Consider the following 21,787-nt stretch of genomic DNA (forward strand, 5'->3'; position numbering starts at 1 on the left):
CCGCTTGTAGGCGGCAGGTGTCCGGTATTCCGGAAAGGCTTATTTGACGCCCAGGATTTCCTCGACGGGACCGATCCCGAAGAACAGCAGGAATGCCGCGGCCACGGCCCACATGAGCGGATGGACTTCGCGGGCCCGGCCCTGGAACGTACGGATGAGTGCGAAGGAAATGAACCCGGCTCCCAGGCCGTTGGCGATCGAGTAGGTGAACGGCATGAGGGCCATGGTCACGAACGCGGGAATGCCTACGCCCCAGTCCTGCCAGTGGATCTTGCCCACCTGGGACACCATCATGAAGCCCACCACCACCAGGGCGGGGGCGACGGCTTCGAACGGGACCAGGTTGATGAGCGGGGTGAAGAACATGGCCACCAGGAACAGCAGACCAGTCACGATCGAGGCCAAGCCGGTCCGTGCACCTTCGCCGATCCCGGCGCCCGATTCCACGAAGATCTGGTTGGAGGACACGGATGAGCCGCCACCGATGATCGCACCGAGCGCGTCCACTTGCAGGACGCGATCCACGTTGGGGATATTTCCGTGCTTGTCGATGTTTCCAGCTTCCCTGGCGAGGCCCACCATGGTGCCCATGGCGTCGAAGAAGATGCTGAGCAGGATCACGAACGCCAGCAGCGTGGCGGCGATGATGCCAAGGTGCTGGAACGCCCCGAAGGGGTTCGCCTTGCCGATGAGGGACAAGTCCGGCGCGGCCCACTCGGTGAACTTGGGCGCCACCAGGGACCAGCCACGCGGGTTGTAGGTCTTGCCGTCGAAGCTCGGGCCGATGTGCAGGGTGAATTCCAGGATGGCCGCGAGGGCCGTGGAGACGATGATGCCGATCAGGATGGCGCCACGTACTTTGCGGACCACCAGTGCGATGGTCAGCACCAGGCCAACGACAAACACCAGGGTGGGCCAGCCAAGCAGCTTGCCGTCGACGCCCAGTCCCAGCGGGACCGTGGTGCCTGCAGCGTCTGGGATGCGGCGCACGAAGCCGGCATTGACGAGGCCGATGAGCGCAATGAAGAGGCCGATGCCCACCACGATCGCGGTTTTCAGGGCCTCAGGCACGGCTTTGAAGACCGCGGTCCGGAAACCGGTAAGCACCAGGATCAGCATGGTCAGGCCCGAAAGCATTACCAGGCCCATCATGTCGGGCCACGTCAGGCCGGGGTGCGAGGCAATGGTGACTGCCACGAAGGCGTTGACGCCCAGCCCGGTAGCTATGGCGAAGGGGTGCTTGGCCCAGGCTCCCATGAGGATCGTCAGGATGCCAGCTACGAAGGCCGTGGTGGCGGCGACCGCGGCGAAGCCAAGGGAAGCGCCACTCGAGTCCGTCCCGGAAAGGATCAAAGGATTGAGGACCACGATGTAGCTCATGGCAAAGAACGTCGCGAAGCCGCCTCGGATTTCTCGCGAGTAGTTGGATCCGCGTTCCGAAATCTTGAAGTAGCGGTCGATGGCTGAGCCCTGCTTGAGCATGGAAGTCTCCGGGGATCGGGGAAGTGTGCTCTCAAATCCTATGCCTGCGGCTTCGGCCCTCCCGCGAATTCGCCTAGTCTGTAAGGAATCCAACACCAAGGGAGTCATTCGCTCATGCGCCCTATCCGCCAGCTGCTGGCCGTCGTCGTCGCTTTCGCAGCGGTTCTTTTCTCTGCCGCGCTGCTCTCGGCGGCACCCGCCTTCGCGCACGACGTCGCCGAGTCAACGTCACCGGCAAACGGCTCAACGGTTGCCAACGTCCCGGGCTCCGTGTCCATTACGTTCAACAACCGGCCGCTCCTGCTCGGCTCGCAGATCCGGGTGAACGACGCCTCAGGTCAGAACTGGGCCGATGGTTCCGTCGAGATTGTGGACGCTGTGGTGTCGCAGAAGCTGCGGCCGGGCGCGCCTGCCGGCGCCTTCACCGTCATTTGGCGAGTTGTCAGTTCGGATTCGCACCCCATCGAAGGCACCTTCACATTCACCGCCAAGGCAGGGAGTACGACGGCGGGCAGCGGCTCCGCGAGCACGGCACCATCTGTGGAGGTGCCCACCGCAGGCACTGCCGCACCGGGTTCCACGGCGACGCCGGAGAAGGTACCCGATGCCTCCCAGCCGTTCCCTTGGAGCATTGTGGTGTTCGCGGTGGTTGCCGCGGGCCTGCTGGTCTTCCTGGGCATCACGGCACGACGCCGGCTCGCAGGCGGGGGTTCTGATGATTCCGCCGATGCCGAGGATTCTGACGATGCCGAGGATAACGAGGACAAGGACAAGGACGAGGACGAGCCCAGCAGCCCAGAGAAGATGCCCTAGGCCAAGGCAGGAACAGCTGCAAAGGTGCCGGTGAGGGCCCCGTGCACGCTGTCCGGGTAGACCTTGGCGGATATCGCCTGGCCTACCACCTTGGCTTGGCGCAGGACTTCCTTCGGGGTGGGCGTGGCAAGTTCGCCGACGCCAACAAGGTACATTCCAATCGCGCGCATGGCTGCGACGAGGTTCTGGCCGATCGCGATGCCGAGCTCGGCAAGCATCCGCCGCAACTGGCTTTGTCCACAACGGGTGACAACGACGTGGTCGGCTAGGAGAACTCCGTTGGCAGTGTGGACGGCCCACTGGGTCCCCACGGCAACTTCGTCCAGGCGATCGAGCCGGACGGCTCGCGTCGTGTTTCGCACATCGAGCCCGTGACTGGCTGCGTAATTGCGCAGGTGCCGCAGGATTTCGCTGCGCTCCTGGAGGCACGCTGCGTCCGCGGCGTCGCAGCGCTGCAGGATGCCGGTGTTGAGCGGCTGTAAGGGTGCGGGGATATACATTCCGTCCACCACGATGGCGTCTACGCCGTAGCGGCTGAGTTCGCTGGCCACGGCCAAGCCAGGCATACCGGCACCGATGACCACAGCAGTGGTGCGTTCCGTACTCGCAGCAGGCATGGTTGACACAGCTTGGCTCCTCTTTGAAGGTGCGTTGCCGAGGCAACAGCGGGGTGGCGTCCGGGTCCCCAAGCGGTCGCAAATGATGGCCGTTGATGTGTTGCAAAACACGATCCCCGGTCACCAGTGCCTCGAACATTACAGAAGAAATCGCGTGGTGGATAGCCCCGGCACCGGCATGTCCGCCGATGCGTTTTTCGCGCCCCGATTCGGCGGATTTCCACGCCCTCGGCCCGGTTTCCACATGCGCTTCTTCCGGCTTGATTCGGCCCTTGCAAACGAGAATAGTGAGCATTGGAGACCGCAACTCACGGCAGTCAAGCGAGAAACACGTTGTGGGCGCGGCCTCTGGCAGAATAGCCGCAACATCAGCAGCAGTGCGAGGAGGCAGGCCCCATGGACCAGCACGGCAAACACTCTGAGAGCCATCGACCAGAGACCGAAGGCAACAGGGAGGAACCATCCATTGCCCCAGGCGGGATTGTGGTGGGCGTTGACGGCAGCGAACACGGCCAATGCGCCCTCATTTGGGCCGCCCGCGAGGCTGAACGCAGGCAGCTTCCCCTGCATGTAGTCACGGCCTACTCCGTGCCCATCTTCGCGGCTTCCGGCCTGGACGGCGGCTATGCAACAGTGGATGACTCCGTTATCCGGGACGGCGCCGAAGCAATCGTCAAGCAGGCCCTCGAGAAGGTTTCCGGCTACGCCATCGACGTTGATGGATCGGTGGAGAACGGAGATGCCTCGGGCGTGCTGCTCGATCTGTCCGAAACGGCCGAGCTCCTGGTCTTCGGCACCCGGGGACGCGGGGGGTTCGTCGGCAGGCTCCTGGGCTCCGTGAGCAGTGCCCTGCCGGCGCACTCCAAGTGCCCCACCGTGACAGTCCCGCTCTTCTGCGCGGACCGATTGGGCGAGACCACAGAGGACAAGCACATCAAGGCCGAGCGCGCGAAGGCCGGTTCCCGTGTGATCGAAAACGTCGTCGCAGTCGGCGTGGACGGCTCCGAGCAGGCCCGCGTTGCGGTCCTGGAAGCCGCAGAGCAGGCCGAACGCATGGGCGCCAAGCTGCGCGTCATCTGCGCCGTACCCGAGTACAGCGGTTCCTTGGCGTGGGTTCCGGCACCCCTGGACCGGGAGGCACTCTTCAAGGACATCAGGGTTCAGCTCGATGCAGGCCTGGCGTGGCTCAAGAGCCACTTCCCCAAGCTTCCAGCGGAAACTCAACTACTTGATGGTTCGCCCGTGGAAGTTCTCGTGGAAGTGAGCCGAAGCGTCGAACTCGTGGTGCTGGGCACGCGCGGGCGGGGAGGCTTCGCAGGAATGCTCCTCGGATCGACGTCGGATGGCGTCCTGCACCATGCCAAAGGGCCCGTGCTGGTTGTTCCCGACCGCGAGGATCCCAGGCTGGCGGACCGCGCCAACTTCGGTCCGATGCTCGCCGCATAACAGGCAACCCAAGGACCGGTGGACGCAGGCGGACGACAATGGCGGAGCACGCACAGCCCGGTGAGGCATCGCGCTTGATCGTCGAGCTGCGCCGGATCCGGGCAACCATGCTTCCAGAGGTCGGCGGCAAGGCTGCCAATCTCGGCGAGCTGATCTGGGCGGGGCTTCCGGTCCCGCCCGGGTTTTGCCTGACCACCGAGGCTTACCAGCGAGCGCTTCAGCCCGATGGCAGCTCAAGGTCGGCGTTCCCGGACATCCTCCGCGGCCTTGAGGCCGTGGAGCCCGGCGACCTTGAGGGGCTCGCTTCCCTCGCGGCCCGCGCCAGGAAAGCGGTGCTCGACGCCGGGATCCCGGCCGACGTCGAAGACGCCGTTCGCTCGGCTTACTCGGCGCTGGGCTCGGAAGTCGCGGTGGCCGGCAGGTCCTCGGCCACGGCCGAGGACCTGCCCTTTGCGAGTTTCGCCGGCCAGCAGGACACCTACCTGAACGTCGTGGGGGCCGACGCCGTGCTGCAGGCCGTCCGGAAGTGCTGGGCGTCCCTGTGGACCGACCGGGCGGCCAGCTACCGCGCAAGCAACGGAATCGACCACGCCACGGTGACGCTCGCCGTCGTCGTCCAACGGATGGTGGAGGCTGAAGCTGCAGGGGTGTTGTTCACCGCCAATCCGGTGACCGGGCGGCGCCGCGAAGCTGTCATCGACGCCAACCCGGGGCTCGGTGAGGCCGTGGTCTCCGGCGCGGTGAATCCGGACCACTTTGTGGTGGACTCCCTCACCGGCAGGATCACGGAACGAAGGATCGGCGACCGGAAGCTCGTGATTCGCTCCATTCCCGGCGGCGGGACCGAAAGACTCGGCCCGGCGGCGCAGGCCGAAGACGGAACAGCCGGGGATGCCTGCCTTGCCGACTCCCAGGTCAGGGCGCTCGCTGTCCTTGGCCAGCGCGTCGAGGAGCATTACGGAGCACCGCAGGACACTGAATGGGCCATCGATGGCGAGGGCAAACTGTGGCTCACCCAAGCCCGGCCTATCACCACGCTCTACCCCCAAATGACCCGCCAACCCGCAGTCCCCGGGCCCCACGCGTACCTTTGCTTCAGCCTCGCCCAAGGGCTCACCCGTCCCCTGACTCCCATGGGCCTCGCGGGCATCCGGCTCATGGGGTCCTCGGTAGCCGACGCGGCGGGATTCCGGGTTCCGGAACCGCGGGACGGGCCTTCGCCCTACTACGAAGCAGGGCAGCGGATCTATTTTGACCTCACTTCCGTGTTCCGAAGCGAGGCCGGGCGGGCCATCGTGCCCAGGATCTTCGACGTCATGGAAGCACGTTCCGCGGCCATTGTGCGCGGCCTGTTCGAGGACCCGCGTTTTGCCGTCACCAGCAAGACGCCCTTCAAACTGCTCAGGCACGTTGGCCCGATCGTGCTCCGCTTCCGCCTTCCGGAGATCCTGCTGCGCGCCCTCTTTCGGCCGGACGTTGCCCTCGACAAGGTGGAACAGCTGGGCGGGAAACTGAAGGCCATACATGAAGTTCCCGCCGATGTCGCTCCCCGTGAAAAGCTGGACAACGCCGAGCGGATACTTCGCGAGGGATTATTCCCCATACTGCCCAATATCCTGCCTCCGGTAGCCCTTGGCTTCGCGATGATCGGGGTGGTCCGGAAGATACTTGGCGAGCAGGCCTCCTGGGGTGAGCTTCAAACCATCATCCGCGGCCTGCCCAACAACGTCACCACCGAAATGGACCTCGCCCTGTGGCGGCTCTCGGCCAGCATCCGCCACGATCCCGCTTCCGCGGAGGCCTTTACCGATGGCGATCCCGCTGCGCTCGCGGAGCGCTACCGCGGCGGCGGGCTTCCGGTCGTCGCGCAGGCGGGATTGGCCTCGTTCCTGCGCGACTACGGGCACCGGGCCATCGCGGAAATCGACCTGGGCATGCCCCGCTGGTCCGACGACCCCACCCACATCATCGGAGTCCTGGTCAATTACCTTCGCCTCGACGATCCCCGACTGGCGCCGGACAAACAGTTCGAAAAAGCTGCCCACGACGCCGAGGAGCAAGTCGCCGTGCTGGTGGCCCGTGCACGGTCCAAGGGTCCGTTGCACGCGAGGATCGTCAAAATGGCGCTTGAACGTACACGCATGTTTGCGGGACTGCGTGAGCTCCCCAAGTACCACCTCGTGCGGGGCTTCGCTGCGGTCCGCGCCCAACTTTCGGAAGTAGGAGAGGCCTTGGCGGACGCGGGAGTCATCGATGACGCCGGCGACGTCTTCTTCCTGGATTTCAATGACGCCCACCGCGGCTTGGACGGCAAGCATTTCCACGATCTGGTAGCGCAGCGGCGCGAGGCTTACGAACTTGAACTCAAGCGCCGGCACGTGCCGCGCGTACTGCTCTCCGACGGCACCGAGCCGGAAGCCCTGCCTGGTTTCCTGAGCGGCGGGACGGGGGCGCCGGCGTCGGACGGCATGCTGCTGGGAACTCCGGCTTCGGCGGGAGCGGTGACGGCGGTAGCAAGGGTGATCATGGACCCGGTGGGCGCGCATCTCGAACCAGGAGAAATCCTGGTCGCGCCCTCCACGGATCCCGGCTGGACGCCCCTGTTCCTGACCGCCGGGGGACTCGTGATGGAGATGGGCGGTCCCAACTCACACGGCGCCGTCGTGGCCCGTGAGTACGGGATTCCCGCAGTCGTCGGCGTCCCGGATGCCACGTCCCGGATCAGTTCCGGCGACACGATCACGGTGGATGGCGCCGCGGGGACGGTGGCTATCTAGCCTATCCCCAGCCGAGCTCGTGCAAACGGTCGTCACCGATGCCGAAGTGGTGGGCGATCTCATGGATCACGGTGATGGCCACCTCGTCGATTACTTCCTGGCGGGATCCGCAGATATCCAGGATCGGCTGCCGGAAAATGGTGATCCTGTCGGGGAGGGAACCGGCATCCCACCAAGAGTCCCGTTCCGTCAACGGCACACCCTCGTACAGGCCCAGAAGTACGGTGTCCGGATCCTCTCCAGGCTGCGGGGTGTAGTCATCTTCGATGAAGATGGCCACGTTGTCCATGGCCCGGGCCGCTTTGTCGGGGATCAGGAGCAAGGCATCGCTGACGGCCGCCTCGAAGTCTTCCGGCGACATCGCGAACGGAACGGTATTGGACTGCGCAGCCCCAGCGCTAGCGCCAGTGCCAACCCCCTCGCCAGCACCAGGGAGCCGGGAGGAAATGAGCTGGCCGCCAGGGGTATCGCCGTCGGGAACAATCGGCAGGCCGGGAGGTAGATTCGCGGGCATGATCTGACTCTAGTCCGTGGCCCGGTCGTTGACGCCGGATGTCGTGGCAGCTAGAGTTTTCCGCGTTGGTAATTCGTATAACTCGCCCCCAGGTTAAGCCCGGCCAGCCGTGCGGATCCGGTGCAAGGACCCCCAGTTCATTCAACAGAAACGCATTCAAGAGACAGGCCGGCCCATGACCCGCCCCGGAAGCCGCTCCGGCACGACGATGAACGACGTCGCTGCCGCTGCCGGTGTTTCCCAGGCCACGGTCTCCCTGGTGCTCAACGACGCCGCGGGAACCAGGTTCTCGGAGGAAACCCGGCGCAGGGTCCATGCCGCCGCCCACGAACTCGGATACCGGACCAACGCACACGCCAAAGTGCTCCGCGACGGAGTGGCGGGCATGATCGGCTTCGTGGGCGACTTCGTCGCCACTGCGCCATTCGCGGGCAAGATCATCGAAGGCGCCCAAGCAAGGGCTTGGGAGGCCGGGCTGCTCCTCCTGACCGTCAACACCGGCGGTGACAAGGACCTCGAGGCCGCTTCATTGGAGGCCATGCTGTCCTACAAGGTGGCCGGAGTGGTCTACGCCGCCATGTACCACCGGGTCCTTGACGTGCCGGACGTCCTGGCCGAGGTGCCCTCCGTCGTGCTCAATTCGCGAGACCGTTCCGGGCGCTTTCCGAGCATCGTCCCCCGAGAGGAGCTGGGTGGGTACACCGCTACCAAACACCTGCTCGACGCCGGTCACCGCCGCATCGCGATGATCAACATCGGCGCAGTGGACGGTGAGCTTCCCGCCGCCGTCGGACGCCATGCGGGCTATCTCCGCGCACTCGAGGAAGCAGGCCTCAACCCGGACCCCGGGCTCCACAGGATCGGCGACGGTCATGAGTCCGGCGGTTTCGACAATGCCCTTGCACTCATGATGGCTCCGCAGCCACCCACTGCAATCTTCTGCGCGAACGACCGCACAGCCTGGGGCGCCTACCAAGCATTGGGCCAGCTCGGGCTGTCGATCCCGCACGACATGTCACTGGTGGGTTTCGACAACCAGGAAACGCTCGCCCCGCACTTGCGGCCGGGGCTGACCACGCTGGAACTGCCCTTCGTTGAGATGGGCCGGCGCGCCATCGAACTGCTGCTGGCCGGCGCGGAACGTGACGGCAGTACCGAATACTTTGAATGTCCCCTCATCGAACGCCATTCCGTGGCGGCGCCCCTGAAAACCACAAGTAGCCACTGAAACTCCCCAACCAAGGAACAGGAACCTATGAACCACTCGCCCCTTGCGTCCGAGCCGCTCGACGTCGTCGTGGTCGGCGAAGCCCTCATTGACATCGTCAATTCGCCCGCAGGCCAGACCGAATACCCCGGCGGCTCGCCTGCGAACGTCGCCTACGGCCTCGGGCGGCTCGACGTGAAGGCCGGGCTACTGACCGCCGTCGGGCGTGATTCCCGCGGCGAGTCCATCGCCGCCCACTTGGCAAGCGCCGGTGTGGTTGTCCTACCGGGCTCGCAATCACTCGCGAAGACCGCGACGGCGACGGCGGAGATCGCCGCGGACGGTTCGGCCGAATACACCTTCGACATCGAGTGGAAGCTGGGTCCCGCCGCGCTCCCTTATGCCCCGAAGGTGCTCCACACGGGCTCGATCGCCACGTTCCTTGAGCCCGGTGCCGGCGTCGTCAGGACCCTTCTCGAGCAGGCCCAAGGCGGGTGCATTGTCACGTACGACCCCAACATCCGCACCGACCTCCTGGGCAGCCACGGCGAGGCGCTCCGCATTTTCGAGGAACTCGTGCCGTTGACCAGCGTGGTGAAGCTCAGCGATGACGACGCCTTCTGGCTCTACCCCCGCAAGTCCCTGGAAGAGACTGCCAATCACATCCTGGGCCTCGGTGCGGGCCTGGCCGTCGTCACGCGCGGCGCCCAGGGTTCCCTCATGGCGACGCCGCACACCCAACTGACGGTTCCCGCGGTGACCTCGGTGGTGGCGGACACCATCGGCGCCGGTGATTCCTACATGTCGGCACTGATCCTCGGGCTGCTGCTGCGCGGCAGCCAAGGGCTTGCGCCCACGGTTCTCGAACGCATCGGGCAGACGGCTTCCATGGCCGCCTCTATTACCGTCGGACGCCCGGGAGCCAACCCGCCCACGCACCGCGAGCTTCTCGCCGGGATGGCGAGGTAGCTGCGGCGGGGGTTCGACGGCGGGACGTGATCCTAGCGGGACCGGCGCCGCGTCAACCCGACGCCCACGAGGCAGATGACGCCGCCCACGAGGCCCCAGATGGTGGGGATCTCCTTGAGCACCGCCCAGGAAATCAGAATCGTGGCGCCCGGGACCAGGTACGTCGTGGCGGCAAGTTTACCGGCCTCAATGAGGGACAGCGCATAGGCCCACGTGGTGAAAGCGATGGCTGTCGGAAAGATCCCCAGATACACCAAGCCGAGAGTGGCCGGAAGAGGTGCGGCCTGCACTTCGGCCACCAGTTGTCCGGCCCACGGCAGGCAGCACACGGCGCCCACCATGATGCCAAACCATGTGGCCTGTGCCGCCGAGAACTTGCGCAGCACGGGTTTCTGAACAATCACGCTCACCGCGGCGAGCACAGCGGCAAGGAGGCACAACAGCACTCCGGCGACATCCGCCGTCGAGCGCTGTCCCGAACCGAGCGCGATGAGCGCAACGCCGCCAAACGCCACGAGGCTGCCGATGATCAGCCACCGCGGAAAGCCTTCTTTCAGGATCACGCCGGCGAGGACGGCGATCAGGATCGGTGAGACGTTGATGAGCATGGCGCTGGTTCCGGCATCGAGCATGTGCTCGGCGGCGTTCAGGGCGAGGTTGTAACCCGCGAACCACATGACACCGTAGGCCACGATAGGCAGCCATTCGCGGCCTTTGGGCCAGCGTTTGAGCCTGGGCAGGGCGACAATGCCGAGCGCGACGGCGGCAACCACCAGCCGTCCGAGCGTCAGGGAACCGGGGGAGAAGCTGGGTCCCACGGCCCGGATGCCCACGAAGGCGGATGCCCAGAGGACAACGGTGACGATGACGGCGGCGATGCCGAGCTTACTGATGGTCCGGGAGGGGGTGGTCGCCGGAGAGATTGGGGTGCTTGTGGCCATGATGCCAATCTAGCCCGGGATGGGCTCGACGGACTGGCGGAATTCGGACGTCTTTCAACAAGAAACCGCCAACTCTGACGCAGTGGATTTGAACGGCGGTTTGAGGCCCGGTTTGCGTCCTCGTTTGCGTTCTGGTTTGCGTTCCGCAGGGCGCGATTTGGGAATATCCCCGACTATGCTCTAAAGTTTTAGAGTCCAGTTCGGACGAGCGAGAAGCGGTAAACGCATAGCGTTGTTGACCGTCGCGAATTCGGATTGTTCCAGGCCCCCATCGTCTAGCGGCCTAGGACACCGCCCTTTCACGGCGGCGGCACGGGTTCGAATCCCGTTGGGGGTACGCAAGGAACTGGTCAGGCCGGACTGGAAAGTCTGGTAAGCTGGAAGCCTTGAAAAAAGCGGTAGAGATACTGCAAACAAGCAAGGCCCTGTAGCGCAGTTGGTTAGCGCGCCGCCCTGTCACGGCGGAGGTCGCGGGTTCAAGTCCCGTCAGGGTCGCTCTGATTGCCGGAAGAAATTCCGGCAATCATGGTGACATTGTCACCTAAGGCTCTGTAGCTCAGTTGGTAGAGCGTTCGACTGAAAATCGAAAGGTCACCGGATCGACGCCGGTCGGAGCCACCTTAAACCCCCGATAATTCGGGGGTTTTTTCGTTTCTTGGGGGTGCAGTGCATCTAGGTGTAGCTGAAACTGTAGCTATTGGCATTGCGGGACGTGATGGGCGCGACGCGGCGGTTATCGGACAAGAATTTGTAAGCGAAACACGGAGCACCGACTTGGAATTTTCGCAGGACGAAACGCTGCCGGACTCGAATACAGCATGACCGACGTCTAGATCCGCAGTCCCATGTCCCGTGTCGAAGCGGACAGCTGGGAGGGGTCCACCGTTGCCGTCGCGGGACTGGTGCGGGTCTGGATAACAGGGGGAGAACTTCGTCTGGAGCCGTTGGCGTTGGTGTTGCATGTCAGGCTCGTCCCAGCTGACAGGGGTTCCGAGCGGGGTGGTGGTGTCGGTGATGGCCTAGCGGTCCCGGTAGATGAGGATCTCCTGGAGCGTTCGCCGTCGCCGGTCAGGGTCCGGGATGTTCTGGAGTTGTGAGGTCAGGTCTTGCATCCATGGTTCCTGGCTGGTGGGGATGCGTGCGGCCACGAGTTTGGCGCGGTTGCGGAAGAAGGCGGAACTTGCCTCATGACAGCCGTACGCTGGGGAGCGCTCACGACCGCCCGCATCGCCCAGGATAGATTTCTCCTCGCCATGAAGAAGGCCCGCAACGCCGCGGCCTCGGCAGTCTCCAGCCCCAACGGGAGGGCTGCTGAAATAGCTGATCGGTTCGGGGTCCCGGCGTCCTACTCATCGCATGAAGAACTCCTCGCCGACCCGAACATCGAAGCTGTCTACCTCCCAATTCCAATGGCCTTCACGCAGAGTGGATCATCGCAGCGGCAAATGCCGGCAAGGACATCCTGTGCCAGAAGCCGCTGGTATGCAGTCTGGATGACTAGCGGCGGGTGGCGGAAGCGTGCGAACGGAACCAGGTAAGCCTCATGGAGGAGTTCACGTACCGCTTCCACCCACAGCACCATAAAGTCCGGGAGCTCCTGGATGCAGGCAGGATAGGCGACGTCGTCTCCACGCACGCCCGCTTCCACTTCAACATGGACCGGGTCCCCGGCGAGGTCCGGCTCCAGCCCAACCTGGAAGGCGGGGCAGTCAACGACGTCGGCTGCTACGCCATCGACATCATGAACATGGTCATGGGCGGCCCTCCGACCAGCGTTTACGCCAAAGGAACAAGCTCCTCGGATCCCGTTGAAACAACCGTGGCACCCATCCTCGACTACAAAGGAGTCCTGGGAACGTTCGACTGCGGCTTTGAAGGATTTCAAGGTCGAGATTGAACGCTTCAGCAGCATCCTGGCACGCGGCCATGCAGCAGGCATCATAAACAGGGAATTAACCGAACAAAACCTCGCTGTGCGCCTCGCCGTCCACGAATCGCTCGCTACCCGCCTGCCATGCAAGGTCAGAACCAGCGAAGGTGGCTGAACACCATCTGTGCCGGAAGCAGTTCATGCGGATCGCGACACGTCGCAACGGCCAATCACTCTGCGGAAACTCACAGCTCTAAGTTCGAGCTTGGCGCCCGGCCCTTCCTGGCTTCCGCCTCGGTTTCCAAGGCAGCCGGCAGCAGCCCTTAACACAAACGCCTTCGGGCACCGCCACATCTTCCCGAATTACCCCTGAAGTCGAGCAGCACCCCTGGTGGTTCATCACCAACGGGCTGGGCTAATCGGAACTGCGGAGACAACGATCTTCAGGGTCTATGGCCCGCATAATGCGTCGGCCAATGTCGGTCAGCTGGCGTGTTTGGACCTTCGTGAGGGGGTCGAAGACGAGGCTCCTTACTTCTTCTACATGTCCAGGTGCGGTCTGAACGATTTTCCCCCAGCCGGCTGCGGTTAGCTTAGCCATAGTGATGCGCCCGTCGGTGGGGTCGGATGAACGACTTACCCAACCACGCTTTTCAAGGCGCCCGACGACCTGGGACAGACGAGGAAGTGCTGATTCCGCGAACTTGGCCAAATCGCTCATCCGAAGCGTGCGGTCCGGGGCCTCTGAGAGGCCCGCGAGGACCTGGTATTCAAAGTGGCTGAGCCCGGCATCCCGCTGAAGCTGCGCGTCCAGTGCAGAGGGAAGCCGAATCATTATTCCCACAAGAGCGAGCCACGCCTGGCTCTCTTCGCTGTTTAACCATCGCGGTTCCCCGGAAGCTTCCATGCGACAAGCATAGCCCGTTAACTTCATGCTTTAACTTATAGCCGGTCCAAATTACTTGCATCTTGAACTAAGCACCCCTACTATTAACTTCAAGGTTGAACTATTCGACGACTTGGACTGTCGTCTTACCCGCATGACCGCCCTACTCCTGAGGACCTGAGATGACTGTTCTAACTGAAACCCCCGCCCCGCCGGCGGGACTAGTGGCTGGGGCCACCGTACGCAGCCAGGTCACCGTGCCACTGCACTTCCCGGACGGCCTCAGCGCCACCGCCCAGGTGATGACTTTCCATGGCCTGGTCGACGGAAAGGAACACCTGCTGCTCGCCCTCGGCGAGTGGGAGCAGGCCATGCTGAACCCGAAGCCAGAGGATCCGGCGCCGCTGGTCCGGCTGCACAGCGAATGCCTGACCGGCGACGTGTTCGGGAGCCAGCGCTGCGACTGCGGGCCCCAACTGCGAGAAGCCATCGAGAAAATTTCCGCCGCCGGTGGGTTCCTGCTCTACCTCCGCCAGGAAGGCCGCGGCATCGGCCTGTATTCCAAACTCGATGCCTACGCACTGCAGGACACCGGCCTGGACACATACGAAGCCAACGTCGCGCTGGGCCACAGCGAAGACGAGCGCGACTACACGCCCGCCGCCCAAATGCTCGGCGCCCTCGGCATCAACTCCGTCCGCCTGCTCAGCAATAACCCCGAGAAGGCCGGCCAACTGACCGCCCGCGGCATTACCATCACCGAACAGCTTCCCACCGATGTGCACCTAACCCCCGCCAACCACGCCTATTTGAGCGCCAAACGCGACCACACCGCACACACCCTCACCATCCCGCCGGCCGAGTGAGACCAACCAAACCTGGCCACGGACTAGAAAGAGGACAGCCATGAGAACGCCCAACCCCGGCAACACCACAGCGGCCCCTGCCGGAAGATCTCGGAGCACGGCGGCCGCTGACGCCCTCATTCCTGCCAGTCATCCGCTCGCCGCGCACCTGCGCCGCGCAGCACTGGCCAACGAGAAAGCGCCGCATCAGCCATGGAGCGCCCAGGATGGACCGATGCCCAGCCTGTACATCAGCCACGGCGCACCCAATACCTTCGAGGACACCGCCTGGATGCAGCAGCTCCACGGATGGGCGCGATCAATGCCCAAACCCAAAGCAATCGTCGTCATCAGCGCCCACTGGGAATCCGACAGCCTCGGGATCACCAGCACCACACCCGCCGAACTGGTCTACGACTTCGGCGGCTTCGCCCCCATGTACTACGGGCTGCGCTACGATTCTCCTGACCCCTCCGACCTCGCACAGCAGATCATGAACGTCCTTCCCACAACGGAGCACGTATACGAACACCGCGGCCGCGGGCTCGACCACGGCGCTTGGGTGCCCCTGAAAGCCATGTACCCCGCTGCGGACATCCCCATACTGCAACTGTCACTCCCCACCCACGACACCAGACGGCTATTCTCCCTCGGGCAGCGGCTCAAAAAGCTGCGGGAAGAAGGAATTCTCGTCATTGGCTCCGGGTTCATGACTCATGGCTTGCAATACGCCGACGCCTCCCACCGGACCACCCCACCCACATGGTCCATCGAGTTCGACCAATGGGCCGCAGACGCCCTCGCCCGCGGCGACGTCGACGAACTTGCGCGCTTCCGCACCCACGCTCCAGGCGCCCAACGCTCACACCCCACCGTCGAGCACTTCACCCCATTGTTCGTCACCCTCGGCGCAGCAACGGATCCCACCGCGCCCGTCACTACCACCATCGATGGCTTCGTCATCGGATTATCCAAACGATCCTTCCAGACCGCCTGATGGACCAGTAAGAGTCGCCCGTTTTCCGGTTCTTTAGTCCGGACCGGGACTGGAAGCGCTTCGGAAGGACTGCGCCAGGTCCTTTGAGCGGTAGCGGCGATAGGCAACGAGAATTGTGCTAGGTTGTGAGCTAATTACCCGGCCATATTTTGGCCTGCGTGGCCTGAAAAGGGCGAACGGGGGAGTGGTGCCGCATCTCCCGCTTGGCCTTGCGTCACGAGGGCTTTCAAGTCGCTTCTGGCAGACGCCGTCCCGGAAGCAGCAGGCTGTGAGAGCTGCACAACGACCATGTCATCTGACGCCAGGACCCGGATATTAAGTCCCGGAGAGAGCTGAATCAGGCGGCGATGGTTCAGGGCGTCCGGCTTTAGCCACAAGACGGAACCATCAGCAGTTATGCAGTCGACCACACCCGCGTCGATGATGCGATCGTACCGGCCTATCTCAACTTCTCTCCCCTGTAGCTGCTCCGGGTCAGGGACTGTCCGATAAACGGTGTGTGGGTCCGGCCGGTTTTCATTAGTGAATGGTTCTTTCGAACCGGCCGGCGAAGGTAATCGCGAACGCGTTCAGCGCAGGCTTCCACCTCATGACCCAGCGTGCCCGACCTCCGCCGGTGGGATCAAGGGACCTGGTGACCAGATACAGGCATTTCAGGGCGCCGGCCTCGTTTGGAAAGTGCCCGCGGGCCCTCACGGCCCTCCGGTAGCGGGCGTTGATCGACTCGATCGCGTTTGTTGTGGAGATCACCCGCCTGATCTCCACGTCGTACTCCAGGAACGGCACGAATTCCGCCCAGGAGGACTCCCAGAGCCGCACGATGGCCGGGTATCGCTGGCCCCACTCGGCCGTGAACTCGGCGAACCGGTCCTTCGCCGCTTGCTCGGACGGGGCCGTGTAGACCGGCTTGAGCGCCTTGACGATCCCGTCGCGGTGCTGGCGGCCGGCGTAGCGGAAGCTGTTGCGGATCAGGTGGACAATGCACTGCTGCACGACCGTCCGCTCCCACGTGGTCGTGATCGCCTCCGGCAGGCCCTTGAGCCCATCACAGACAGCGATCAACACATCTTCCACGCCCCGGTTCTTCAGCTCGGTAAAGACCTGCAGCCAGAACCGGGCACCCTCGCCGCCGTCGCCGGCCCAGATCCCCAGGATCTCCCGCTCCCCGTTCACGGTGACGCCCATGACGACATAGAACGCGGTGTTGCGCACCTGCCCGTCACGGACCTTGACCACGACCGCGTCGACGAAGAGCACCGGATAGATCCGGTCCAAAGGCCGGGACGACCATTCGGCCAGTTCGCCGGCGACTTTCTCCGTGATGCGGCTGACGGTGTCTTTGGAGACCTTGGCCCCGTAGACCTCCTCGAAGTGCGCGGCGATCTCCCCGGTAGTCAGCCCCCGGGCGGAGAGCGAGAGCACGATCTGGTCGATCCCGTCCAGGCGCCGTTTCCGCTTGGGCACGATCACCGGCTCGAACGAGCCCTCCCGATCCCGGGGCACCTCGATCTCGACCGGGCCGATCTCGGTCAGCACGGTCTTGGGCCGGGTGCCGTTGCGCATGTTGGCTGCGATCGGCCTCTGGCCGTGCTCGTGCCCGAGGTGCTCGGTAAGTTCCGCTTCCAGAGCGGTTTCCAGCACGTTCCTGGTGAGCTGGTTCAGCAGCCCGCCCGGGCCCACCAGGCTCACGCCCTGTTCCTTGGCCTGCGCGAGCAGCCGCTCCGCAAGCTCCTTCTGATCGATGATCTCTCCCGTCACAGGATCGATCATCACCCCTGTCATCTCGGTCGTGGATTCAGACACGGCCGTCTCCTTTCGGATCAGGCCGGAGCCACACACCGTTATTCAGACAGTCCTCCGGGTCAAGGACCGGGATAGCTATCCCGGGAGTCGCGCCGCACGAGGGCTTGTGGATGTACAAGGTGTTCCTTTTCAGTCGCAGTCGGCTTGGGCCATAGAGTTCCTGATAACACTGCGGATATCGGTGCAAAAAAGTTGATAAGCGTAGACCATCCTTGTGCCGCCAGGGGCTGCTGCCTCTATGCCAAGCGCCTGGGATTTACGGACTCCTAGTGATGGCCGCAGGGCTCGTAATCCCATCCAGCCCAGGCTGTATGAATCAGGGTTAGCGGGCAGGAATGCCAGTCATCGGGTGTGTCAGGTAGTGGGGTCGCCCAGTTTGGCGTTTGGACGCCGGGTTCCGTTACCTGCATGGCGTTTCCTCTGTGGGTATCTAGGGGCTTACATAGGTTGAGACTGTTCATTCGGGTCGGCCTTCCGTTCAACATGTGCTAAGTCCTTACTGATTGGCTGATTCGATTGGCTGTGAGGTGGGGCTGTATGCATCCATTGCGGCGGCGACGTGCAGAGGCTGGTGCTTTTGTGCTAGCTACTAAGTCTCCTAACTGACCCCTACCGGGGCGCCGCTCTTGGATTTGGTTGCGACGTCCGGTTTTGTCTTCTTCTTTTTGCGCTGGACGAGTGTGGCTGCGGAAACAGCCACGAGGAGCGCGATGCCGTTGAAGATATTGATCACCCAGGTTTGCGCTCCGAGGATGACGAGTCCGTTGGCGCCCACTGCGAGCAGGTATACGCCGATCACGGTGCCCCAGACGTTGAAGTAGCCGGCCCGGATGGCGGTGGCACCGAGGAATGCAGCGGCGTATGCGGGAAGGAGAAATTCAGGACCCAGGTTGGGTGTGGCGCTGCCGGACCGCGAGGCCAGGAGCATTCCGGCAAGTCCACCAAGGAAGCCTGCGCCGATGAAGGCCGCGGCGAGGTAGCGCTTAGTTCGGACACCGCTGAGCTGGGCCGCATCGCGGCCCATGCCTGTGGCGCGGAGATAGCGGCCGAATGGTGTTTTTTCCAGGACGAACCAAAGGCCAATTGCGACGGCGGCAAAGAAGACCAGGACGGTTTGCAGGCCGAGAACCTTGGTACCAGCCAAGGAGGTGAACACCTTGGAAGCGTGCGTGATCAGGGTGCTGTTCGTCAGGAGCAGGTTGAGGCCACCCAGGATGGTGGCCATGCCGAGGGTCGAGATGAAGGCATTGACTCCGACGACGATGTTCATGAAGGCATTCACCGCGCCGATCAGCGTTCCCAGCAGGATCGGGAGCACAATCAACAGCACAAGGGGGAGGTCCTGGCCAGCGAGAATGATGCCGAAGATCGCACAGATGCCGAGGTTCGCACCGACAGAGAGATCGAATTCCCCGACGGCAAGGGGAAGTACAACCGCAAGTGCCAGGATTCCCGGGATGGCCTGGTCTGCGAGGATCATCCGCAGGTTTCCTTCGGTGGCGAAGGTTGCGGGCATGAGGATGGAGAACACGATGATCATAAGGGCCAGGAAGAGCGCGATGCCGTAGTTCTTCATAAGTGCGCCGGGGGAAGGGAAGCGGAGGGCGCGTGGCCGCTGTAGGTCCCTGCTGCTGGGGGTCATGTTTTGGTACCTCATGGGTTTCTTTGCAGTTGGAGTGTTAGTTGGCGTGCACGGATGTGGTGCAGGCCAGGGCGAGGCGGTCGCCGGTGATGTCGCTGCCTTCGAGTGCCGCGACTTCTCGTCCTCGGTCAAGCACCACGACACGGTGGGCGAGGTCGATGAAGTCGTCGTAATCCGTGGAGGCAATGATGATGGCCACGCCCGAGGCGGCGAGGGTTCGCAGCAGCTGGGAGATTTCGTGTTTCGCCGCAGCGTCGACGCCTTGGGAGGGCTCGTCCAGCAGGAGGACCTTAACGTTGCCGCTGGCGGCACGGGCAACGACGACTTTCTGTTGGTTTCCACCGGAGAGGGCACGGATGGGCATCTGCAGCCCGGCAGCCTTCACGAGATAGTCCTTCGCCAGCTGTGCGGCGTCTGCCTGTTCCCTGCGCCGGTCGATGGCGCCGTTCGTGGTGTAGTGGTGGAGCCGGCCCAGGGTGAGGTTTTCGCCGACGGTCATCTCCAGCACGCACCCGTCCTTGCGACGGTCTTGCGGTACGCAGGTGACGCCGGCGGCAACGGCGGAGGCGGGGTCGTGTGGGGAATACGGGGTGCCCGAGAGCTCCATTTCACCGTCATGCCGGTGTTGTGCACCGGCAAGGATACGGATGAGTTCGCTTCGCCCGCACCCGATCAGGCCGGTAATCCCGAGGATTTCTCCGGCCCGGACGTGCAGGTTCACGCCGGCGAGCCGGTTGCCGTGGAGGTTTGTCGCGGACAGCACCACGGCGCCCGTGCTGTTGTTGAGGGTTTTGTCCTGCCGGGCCTGGAGTTCCCTGCCAATAACCAGGGACACGATGTCACTGCCGAGTTTGGTCCCGAGCGGTTCCTCGGCCACCATCTGGCCGTCGCGGAGGACCACGAGCTGGTCAGCGATTCGGCGGACTTCGTCGATGCGGTGGCTGACGTACATGGCGGTCCCGCCGTTGTCCCGGAGTTTCTCGAGGATCCCGAGGACCTTGTCCACTTCGTCCGACGGGAGAGAGGCTGTGGGCTCGTCGAGCACGAGAATGTTCTGGCGGAGCGCTCTGATGCCGCGGTCGCGGTCCTGAAAGGCGCGGGCTATGCCGATCATGGTCCGCGCCGACGGCGAGAGCGATCCAACCAAGGCACCGGGGTCCTGGTCGATATCGAGCAGAGAGAGTGTCGCGGCAACGTGTTCGTGCTGCCGGCGCAGGTTGATCCGTCCCAGCGGCCCGGCTGCGAAGAACCTGTCCACCAACGCGAAGTTGTCGGCGACCGTGAGGCTGTCGACAAGCCCGATGTCTTGATGGAGGAAACGCAGTCCCGCCGTGTCATGCGCCTGGGCCGGGGTAAGGGGGAGCCGGAGGTCCCGACCCCGGATGCTGAGCGTCCCTCCCGGATCCGGGACATAAATCCCCGCCAGAATCTTGATCAACGTTGATTTGCCGGAGCCGTTCATTCCGAGCAGCGCGGTGATTTTCCCCGCAGGAACATCGAAGGAGACATCGTCCAAGGCACGCTGGCCGGCAAAGGTTTTGCTGATGTTCCGGACGCTCAACGCGGCAGGAAGAGGGATTTCAAGGGTGTGGGTCATGGACTGCATCCTCAGTGGTCGGATCTTGTGGGAGCTTGTGCGCCCTCAACTCAACTGCTGCCGGGCTTGAGGCTGGAAGCAGCATCAAGCCCGGCGGCAGGCGCGTTCTACTTGGCGGAGGTCCAGAGCTTGTCGAAGGCGCCTTTCCAGTCCGTATCTCCGGTCCAGGGAAGTTTCGGCATGGAGGCAGCGTCAACCAGACGCTCTGGCATTAGCACGGTCTTGGCGCCTTTGGTTTCGCCCGCGAACAGGCTGTTCAGCTCATGGACAGCGAGGTAGCCGGTGTATTCCATGGGCTTGATCACATCGAATGCCTGACTTTTTCCCTGGGTGATGAAGCTGAGGTTCGCGGAGTTTCCATCGAAGGAAAGCATGCGGATGGCATCGCCGTTGGCGCTGCGTTCGACGGTCGGCTGCAGCGCGGCGACGGCGGCACCGGTGTAGGTCCAGATGTAGTTGACATCGGGCTTTGCAGTGAGCGTCGCCTGGACCTGGGCGGGCAGGTTGGTCTGCATCTGGGAGAACTGTGTCTCGATGGTCTGGACAACCTTGCAGTCGGGGCACAGCTTCGGCAGCCATGTTTTGAAAGCCTCGGTACGGAGCTTGACGGAGGGGTACTGCGGATCCGTGACCACGATTACCTTCGCAGCTCCCTTGCTGTCGGAGGCGATGGCTGCGGCGGCCATCTTGCCGGCGAGATCCTCATCGGGGGCGATAGTGACATCGAATCGTTTGTCCGCCGGTTCCATGGTGCTGACGGTAAAGATTCCAGCCTTCCGGGCAGCCTGGAGGTTGTTCTCGATCAGGTCGCCGACGCCGGCTGTAAAGACGATGCCGTCGGCGTGGAGTTGCACGGCCTGGTCCACGGCCTGGCGCGACTTCTCGGGGTCACCGCCGGGATCGATCATGCGGGCATTCCAGCCGAGGAAGGCCGCTGCTTCCATGGCGGCGTCGGCGCCGCGGGCACACGCCTCCGAAGCGTAGGTGCAGGGAATGACCACGATCGATTTGTTGGACGCGATCTTGGCCGATGAGGCGGGGATCTCCTCCTTAAGCGGTTGCTTCATCTGTCCGGCAAGCGCCGTGGCCTCGGCCACGGAGGAGGCGTTGCCCGCGGAACTGGAGCCGGAGCCTGCGTTTGCAGCGTCAATTTGACCGCCACAGGCGGCCAGCGATACCAGGAGTGCCGGGACGGCCGCCAATGCCAGCAGGTTGCGGCGGCGTTGTCGCAAGATCATGAGGTAGGCCTTTCGGAAGGACGCAAGGTGAAGGTGCGAGGCATGGAAGGCCTCTGTGTGGGTGGTTACAAAATCGGTTGCGTGTGTTTCATGGGTGGAGTTCGTTCCGTCGGTGGCCCGGTTGCGTCCCCAGATGCCTAAGG

The 21,787-nt window shown here is 63.6% G+C and carries 18 protein-coding genes and 3 tRNA genes; 12 read left to right on the top strand and 9 right to left on the bottom strand.

Annotated elements, in window-relative coordinates:
* Nucleotides 1-39 precede the first annotated feature (39 nt).
* Entirely contained in the window at nucleotides 40-1,482 is a 1,443-nt protein-coding gene (locus ACSKT0_RS01345) for an NCS2 family permease (RefSeq protein ID WP_437772171.1), read from the bottom strand.
* 114 nt (nucleotides 1,483-1,596) lie between these two features.
* On the opposite strand from ACSKT0_RS01345, the gene ACSKT0_RS01350 reads away from it, so the two are divergent.
* Nucleotides 1,597-2,295: a copper resistance CopC family protein gene (locus ACSKT0_RS01350; protein WP_437772172.1), complete on the top strand. Its 699-nt coding sequence runs from the start codon at nucleotides 1,597-1,599 to the stop codon at nucleotides 2,293-2,295.
* Here ACSKT0_RS01350 and ACSKT0_RS01355 read toward each other — a convergent pair.
* Nucleotides 2,292-2,912 (bottom strand): FAD-binding protein, encoded by a 621-nt coding sequence (locus ACSKT0_RS01355; RefSeq protein ID WP_437773942.1) that lies wholly within the window; start codon nucleotides 2,910-2,912, stop codon nucleotides 2,292-2,294. The genes ACSKT0_RS01350 and ACSKT0_RS01355 overlap by 4 nt on opposite strands.
* A 396-nt stretch (nucleotides 2,913-3,308) precedes the next feature.
* Between ACSKT0_RS01355 and ACSKT0_RS01360 the strand changes: the two genes are divergently transcribed.
* Both ACSKT0_RS01360 and ACSKT0_RS01365 read left to right on the top strand, forming a co-directional pair.
* Nucleotides 3,309-4,358 carry a universal stress protein gene (locus ACSKT0_RS01360; protein ID WP_437772173.1) on the top strand — a complete coding sequence of 350 codons (1,050 nt, stop codon included), beginning with the start codon at nucleotides 3,309-3,311 and terminating at the stop codon, nucleotides 4,356-4,358.
* Between the two features lie 38 nt (nucleotides 4,359-4,396).
* Nucleotides 4,397-7,135, top strand: a complete 2,739-nt coding sequence (locus tag ACSKT0_RS01365; protein WP_437772174.1) for a PEP/pyruvate-binding domain-containing protein — start codon at nucleotides 4,397-4,399, stop codon at nucleotides 7,133-7,135.
* A gap of 1 nt (nucleotide 7,136) precedes the next feature.
* On the opposite strand, the gene ACSKT0_RS01370 is transcribed toward ACSKT0_RS01365, so the two are convergent.
* Nucleotides 7,137-7,496, bottom strand: coding sequence for a metallopeptidase family protein (locus ACSKT0_RS01370; protein WP_437773943.1), 360 nt, complete (start codon nucleotides 7,494-7,496; stop codon nucleotides 7,137-7,139).
* A gap of 328 nt (nucleotides 7,497-7,824) precedes the next feature.
* Here ACSKT0_RS01370 and ACSKT0_RS01375 point away from each other — a divergent pair, with 328 nt between their 5' ends.
* Nucleotides 7,825-8,877, top strand: a complete 1,053-nt coding sequence (locus tag ACSKT0_RS01375) for a LacI family DNA-binding transcriptional regulator (RefSeq protein ID WP_437772175.1) — start codon at nucleotides 7,825-7,827, stop codon at nucleotides 8,875-8,877.
* A gap of 27 nt (nucleotides 8,878-8,904) precedes the next feature.
* On the top strand, nucleotides 8,905-9,825 hold the full coding sequence (locus ACSKT0_RS01380; RefSeq protein ID WP_437772176.1) for a carbohydrate kinase family protein: 921 nt from the start codon (nucleotides 8,905-8,907) through the stop codon (nucleotides 9,823-9,825).
* A gap of 32 nt (nucleotides 9,826-9,857) precedes the next feature.
* On the opposite strand, the gene ACSKT0_RS01385 is transcribed toward ACSKT0_RS01380, so the two are convergent.
* A complete protein-coding gene (locus tag ACSKT0_RS01385; RefSeq protein WP_345447907.1) occupies nucleotides 9,858-10,766 on the bottom strand; it encodes a DMT family transporter in 909 nt (302 codons plus the stop codon).
* 264 nt (nucleotides 10,767-11,030) lie between these two features.
* Here ACSKT0_RS01385 and ACSKT0_RS01390 point away from each other — a divergent pair.
* The 5 genes from ACSKT0_RS01390 (at nucleotide 11,031) to ACSKT0_RS01410 (ending at nucleotide 12,663) form a co-directional block, all read left to right on the top strand.
* Nucleotides 11,031-11,103, top strand: a tRNA-Glu gene (locus tag ACSKT0_RS01390).
* Nucleotides 11,104-11,187: 84 nt separating this feature from the next.
* A tRNA-Asp gene (locus ACSKT0_RS01395) sits at nucleotides 11,188-11,261 on the top strand.
* Between the two features lie 50 nt (nucleotides 11,262-11,311).
* Nucleotides 11,312-11,384: transfer RNA gene (locus ACSKT0_RS01400), tRNA-Phe, on the top strand.
* A gap of 569 nt (nucleotides 11,385-11,953) precedes the next feature.
* Nucleotides 11,954-12,304, top strand: coding sequence for a Gfo/Idh/MocA family oxidoreductase (locus tag ACSKT0_RS01405; RefSeq protein ID WP_437772177.1), 351 nt, complete (start codon nucleotides 11,954-11,956; stop codon nucleotides 12,302-12,304).
* Between the two features lie 5 nt (nucleotides 12,305-12,309).
* The gene (locus tag ACSKT0_RS01410; RefSeq protein ID WP_437772178.1) at nucleotides 12,310-12,663 is read left to right on the top strand and encodes a Gfo/Idh/MocA family protein; all 354 of its coding nucleotides are present in this window, start codon (nucleotides 12,310-12,312) and stop codon (nucleotides 12,661-12,663) included.
* A gap of 388 nt (nucleotides 12,664-13,051) precedes the next feature.
* Here the strand turns inward: ACSKT0_RS01410 and ACSKT0_RS01415 are convergent, their stop codons facing one another.
* Entirely contained in the window at nucleotides 13,052-13,570 is a 519-nt protein-coding gene (locus tag ACSKT0_RS01415; RefSeq protein WP_437772179.1) for a MarR family winged helix-turn-helix transcriptional regulator, read from the bottom strand.
* 134 nt (nucleotides 13,571-13,704) lie between these two features.
* Here ACSKT0_RS01415 and ACSKT0_RS01420 point away from each other — a divergent pair, with 134 nt between their 5' ends.
* Both ACSKT0_RS01420 and ACSKT0_RS01425 read left to right on the top strand, forming a co-directional pair.
* Nucleotides 13,705-14,388, top strand: a complete 684-nt coding sequence (locus tag ACSKT0_RS01420) for a GTP cyclohydrolase II (RefSeq protein WP_437772180.1) — start codon at nucleotides 13,705-13,707, stop codon at nucleotides 14,386-14,388.
* 40 nt (nucleotides 14,389-14,428) lie between these two features.
* Nucleotides 14,429-15,364, top strand: a complete 936-nt coding sequence (locus tag ACSKT0_RS01425; RefSeq protein WP_437772181.1) for a dioxygenase family protein — start codon at nucleotides 14,429-14,431, stop codon at nucleotides 15,362-15,364.
* A 519-nt stretch (nucleotides 15,365-15,883) separates the two neighbouring features.
* On the opposite strand, the gene ACSKT0_RS01430 is transcribed toward ACSKT0_RS01425, so the two are convergent.
* The 4 genes from ACSKT0_RS01430 to ACSKT0_RS01445 all read right to left on the bottom strand — a co-directional run bounded on the left by ACSKT0_RS01430 (nucleotide 15,884) and on the right by ACSKT0_RS01445 (nucleotide 21,644).
* Nucleotides 15,884-17,134, bottom strand: coding sequence for an IS256 family transposase (locus ACSKT0_RS01430; protein ID WP_437773944.1), 1,251 nt, complete (start codon nucleotides 17,132-17,134; stop codon nucleotides 15,884-15,886).
* Between the two features lie 631 nt (nucleotides 17,135-17,765).
* Nucleotides 17,766-18,809, bottom strand: coding sequence for an ABC transporter permease (locus tag ACSKT0_RS01435; protein WP_437772182.1), 1,044 nt, complete (start codon nucleotides 18,807-18,809; stop codon nucleotides 17,766-17,768).
* A 37-nt stretch (nucleotides 18,810-18,846) separates the two neighbouring features.
* Complete coding sequence (locus ACSKT0_RS01440; RefSeq protein ID WP_437772183.1) at nucleotides 18,847-20,406, bottom strand: sugar ABC transporter ATP-binding protein; 1,560 nt, start codon at nucleotides 20,404-20,406, stop codon at nucleotides 18,847-18,849.
* 107 nt (nucleotides 20,407-20,513) lie between these two features.
* The gene (locus tag ACSKT0_RS01445) at nucleotides 20,514-21,644 is read right to left on the bottom strand and encodes a sugar ABC transporter substrate-binding protein (protein ID WP_437772184.1); all 1,131 of its coding nucleotides are present in this window, start codon (nucleotides 21,642-21,644) and stop codon (nucleotides 20,514-20,516) included.
* Between the last annotated feature and the right edge of the window lie 143 nt (nucleotides 21,645-21,787).

This window comes from Arthrobacter sp. KNU40 (genome assembly GCF_051515115.1).
In the GTDB taxonomy this organism is placed as follows: Bacteria; Actinomycetota; Actinomycetes; order Actinomycetales; family Micrococcaceae; genus Arthrobacter.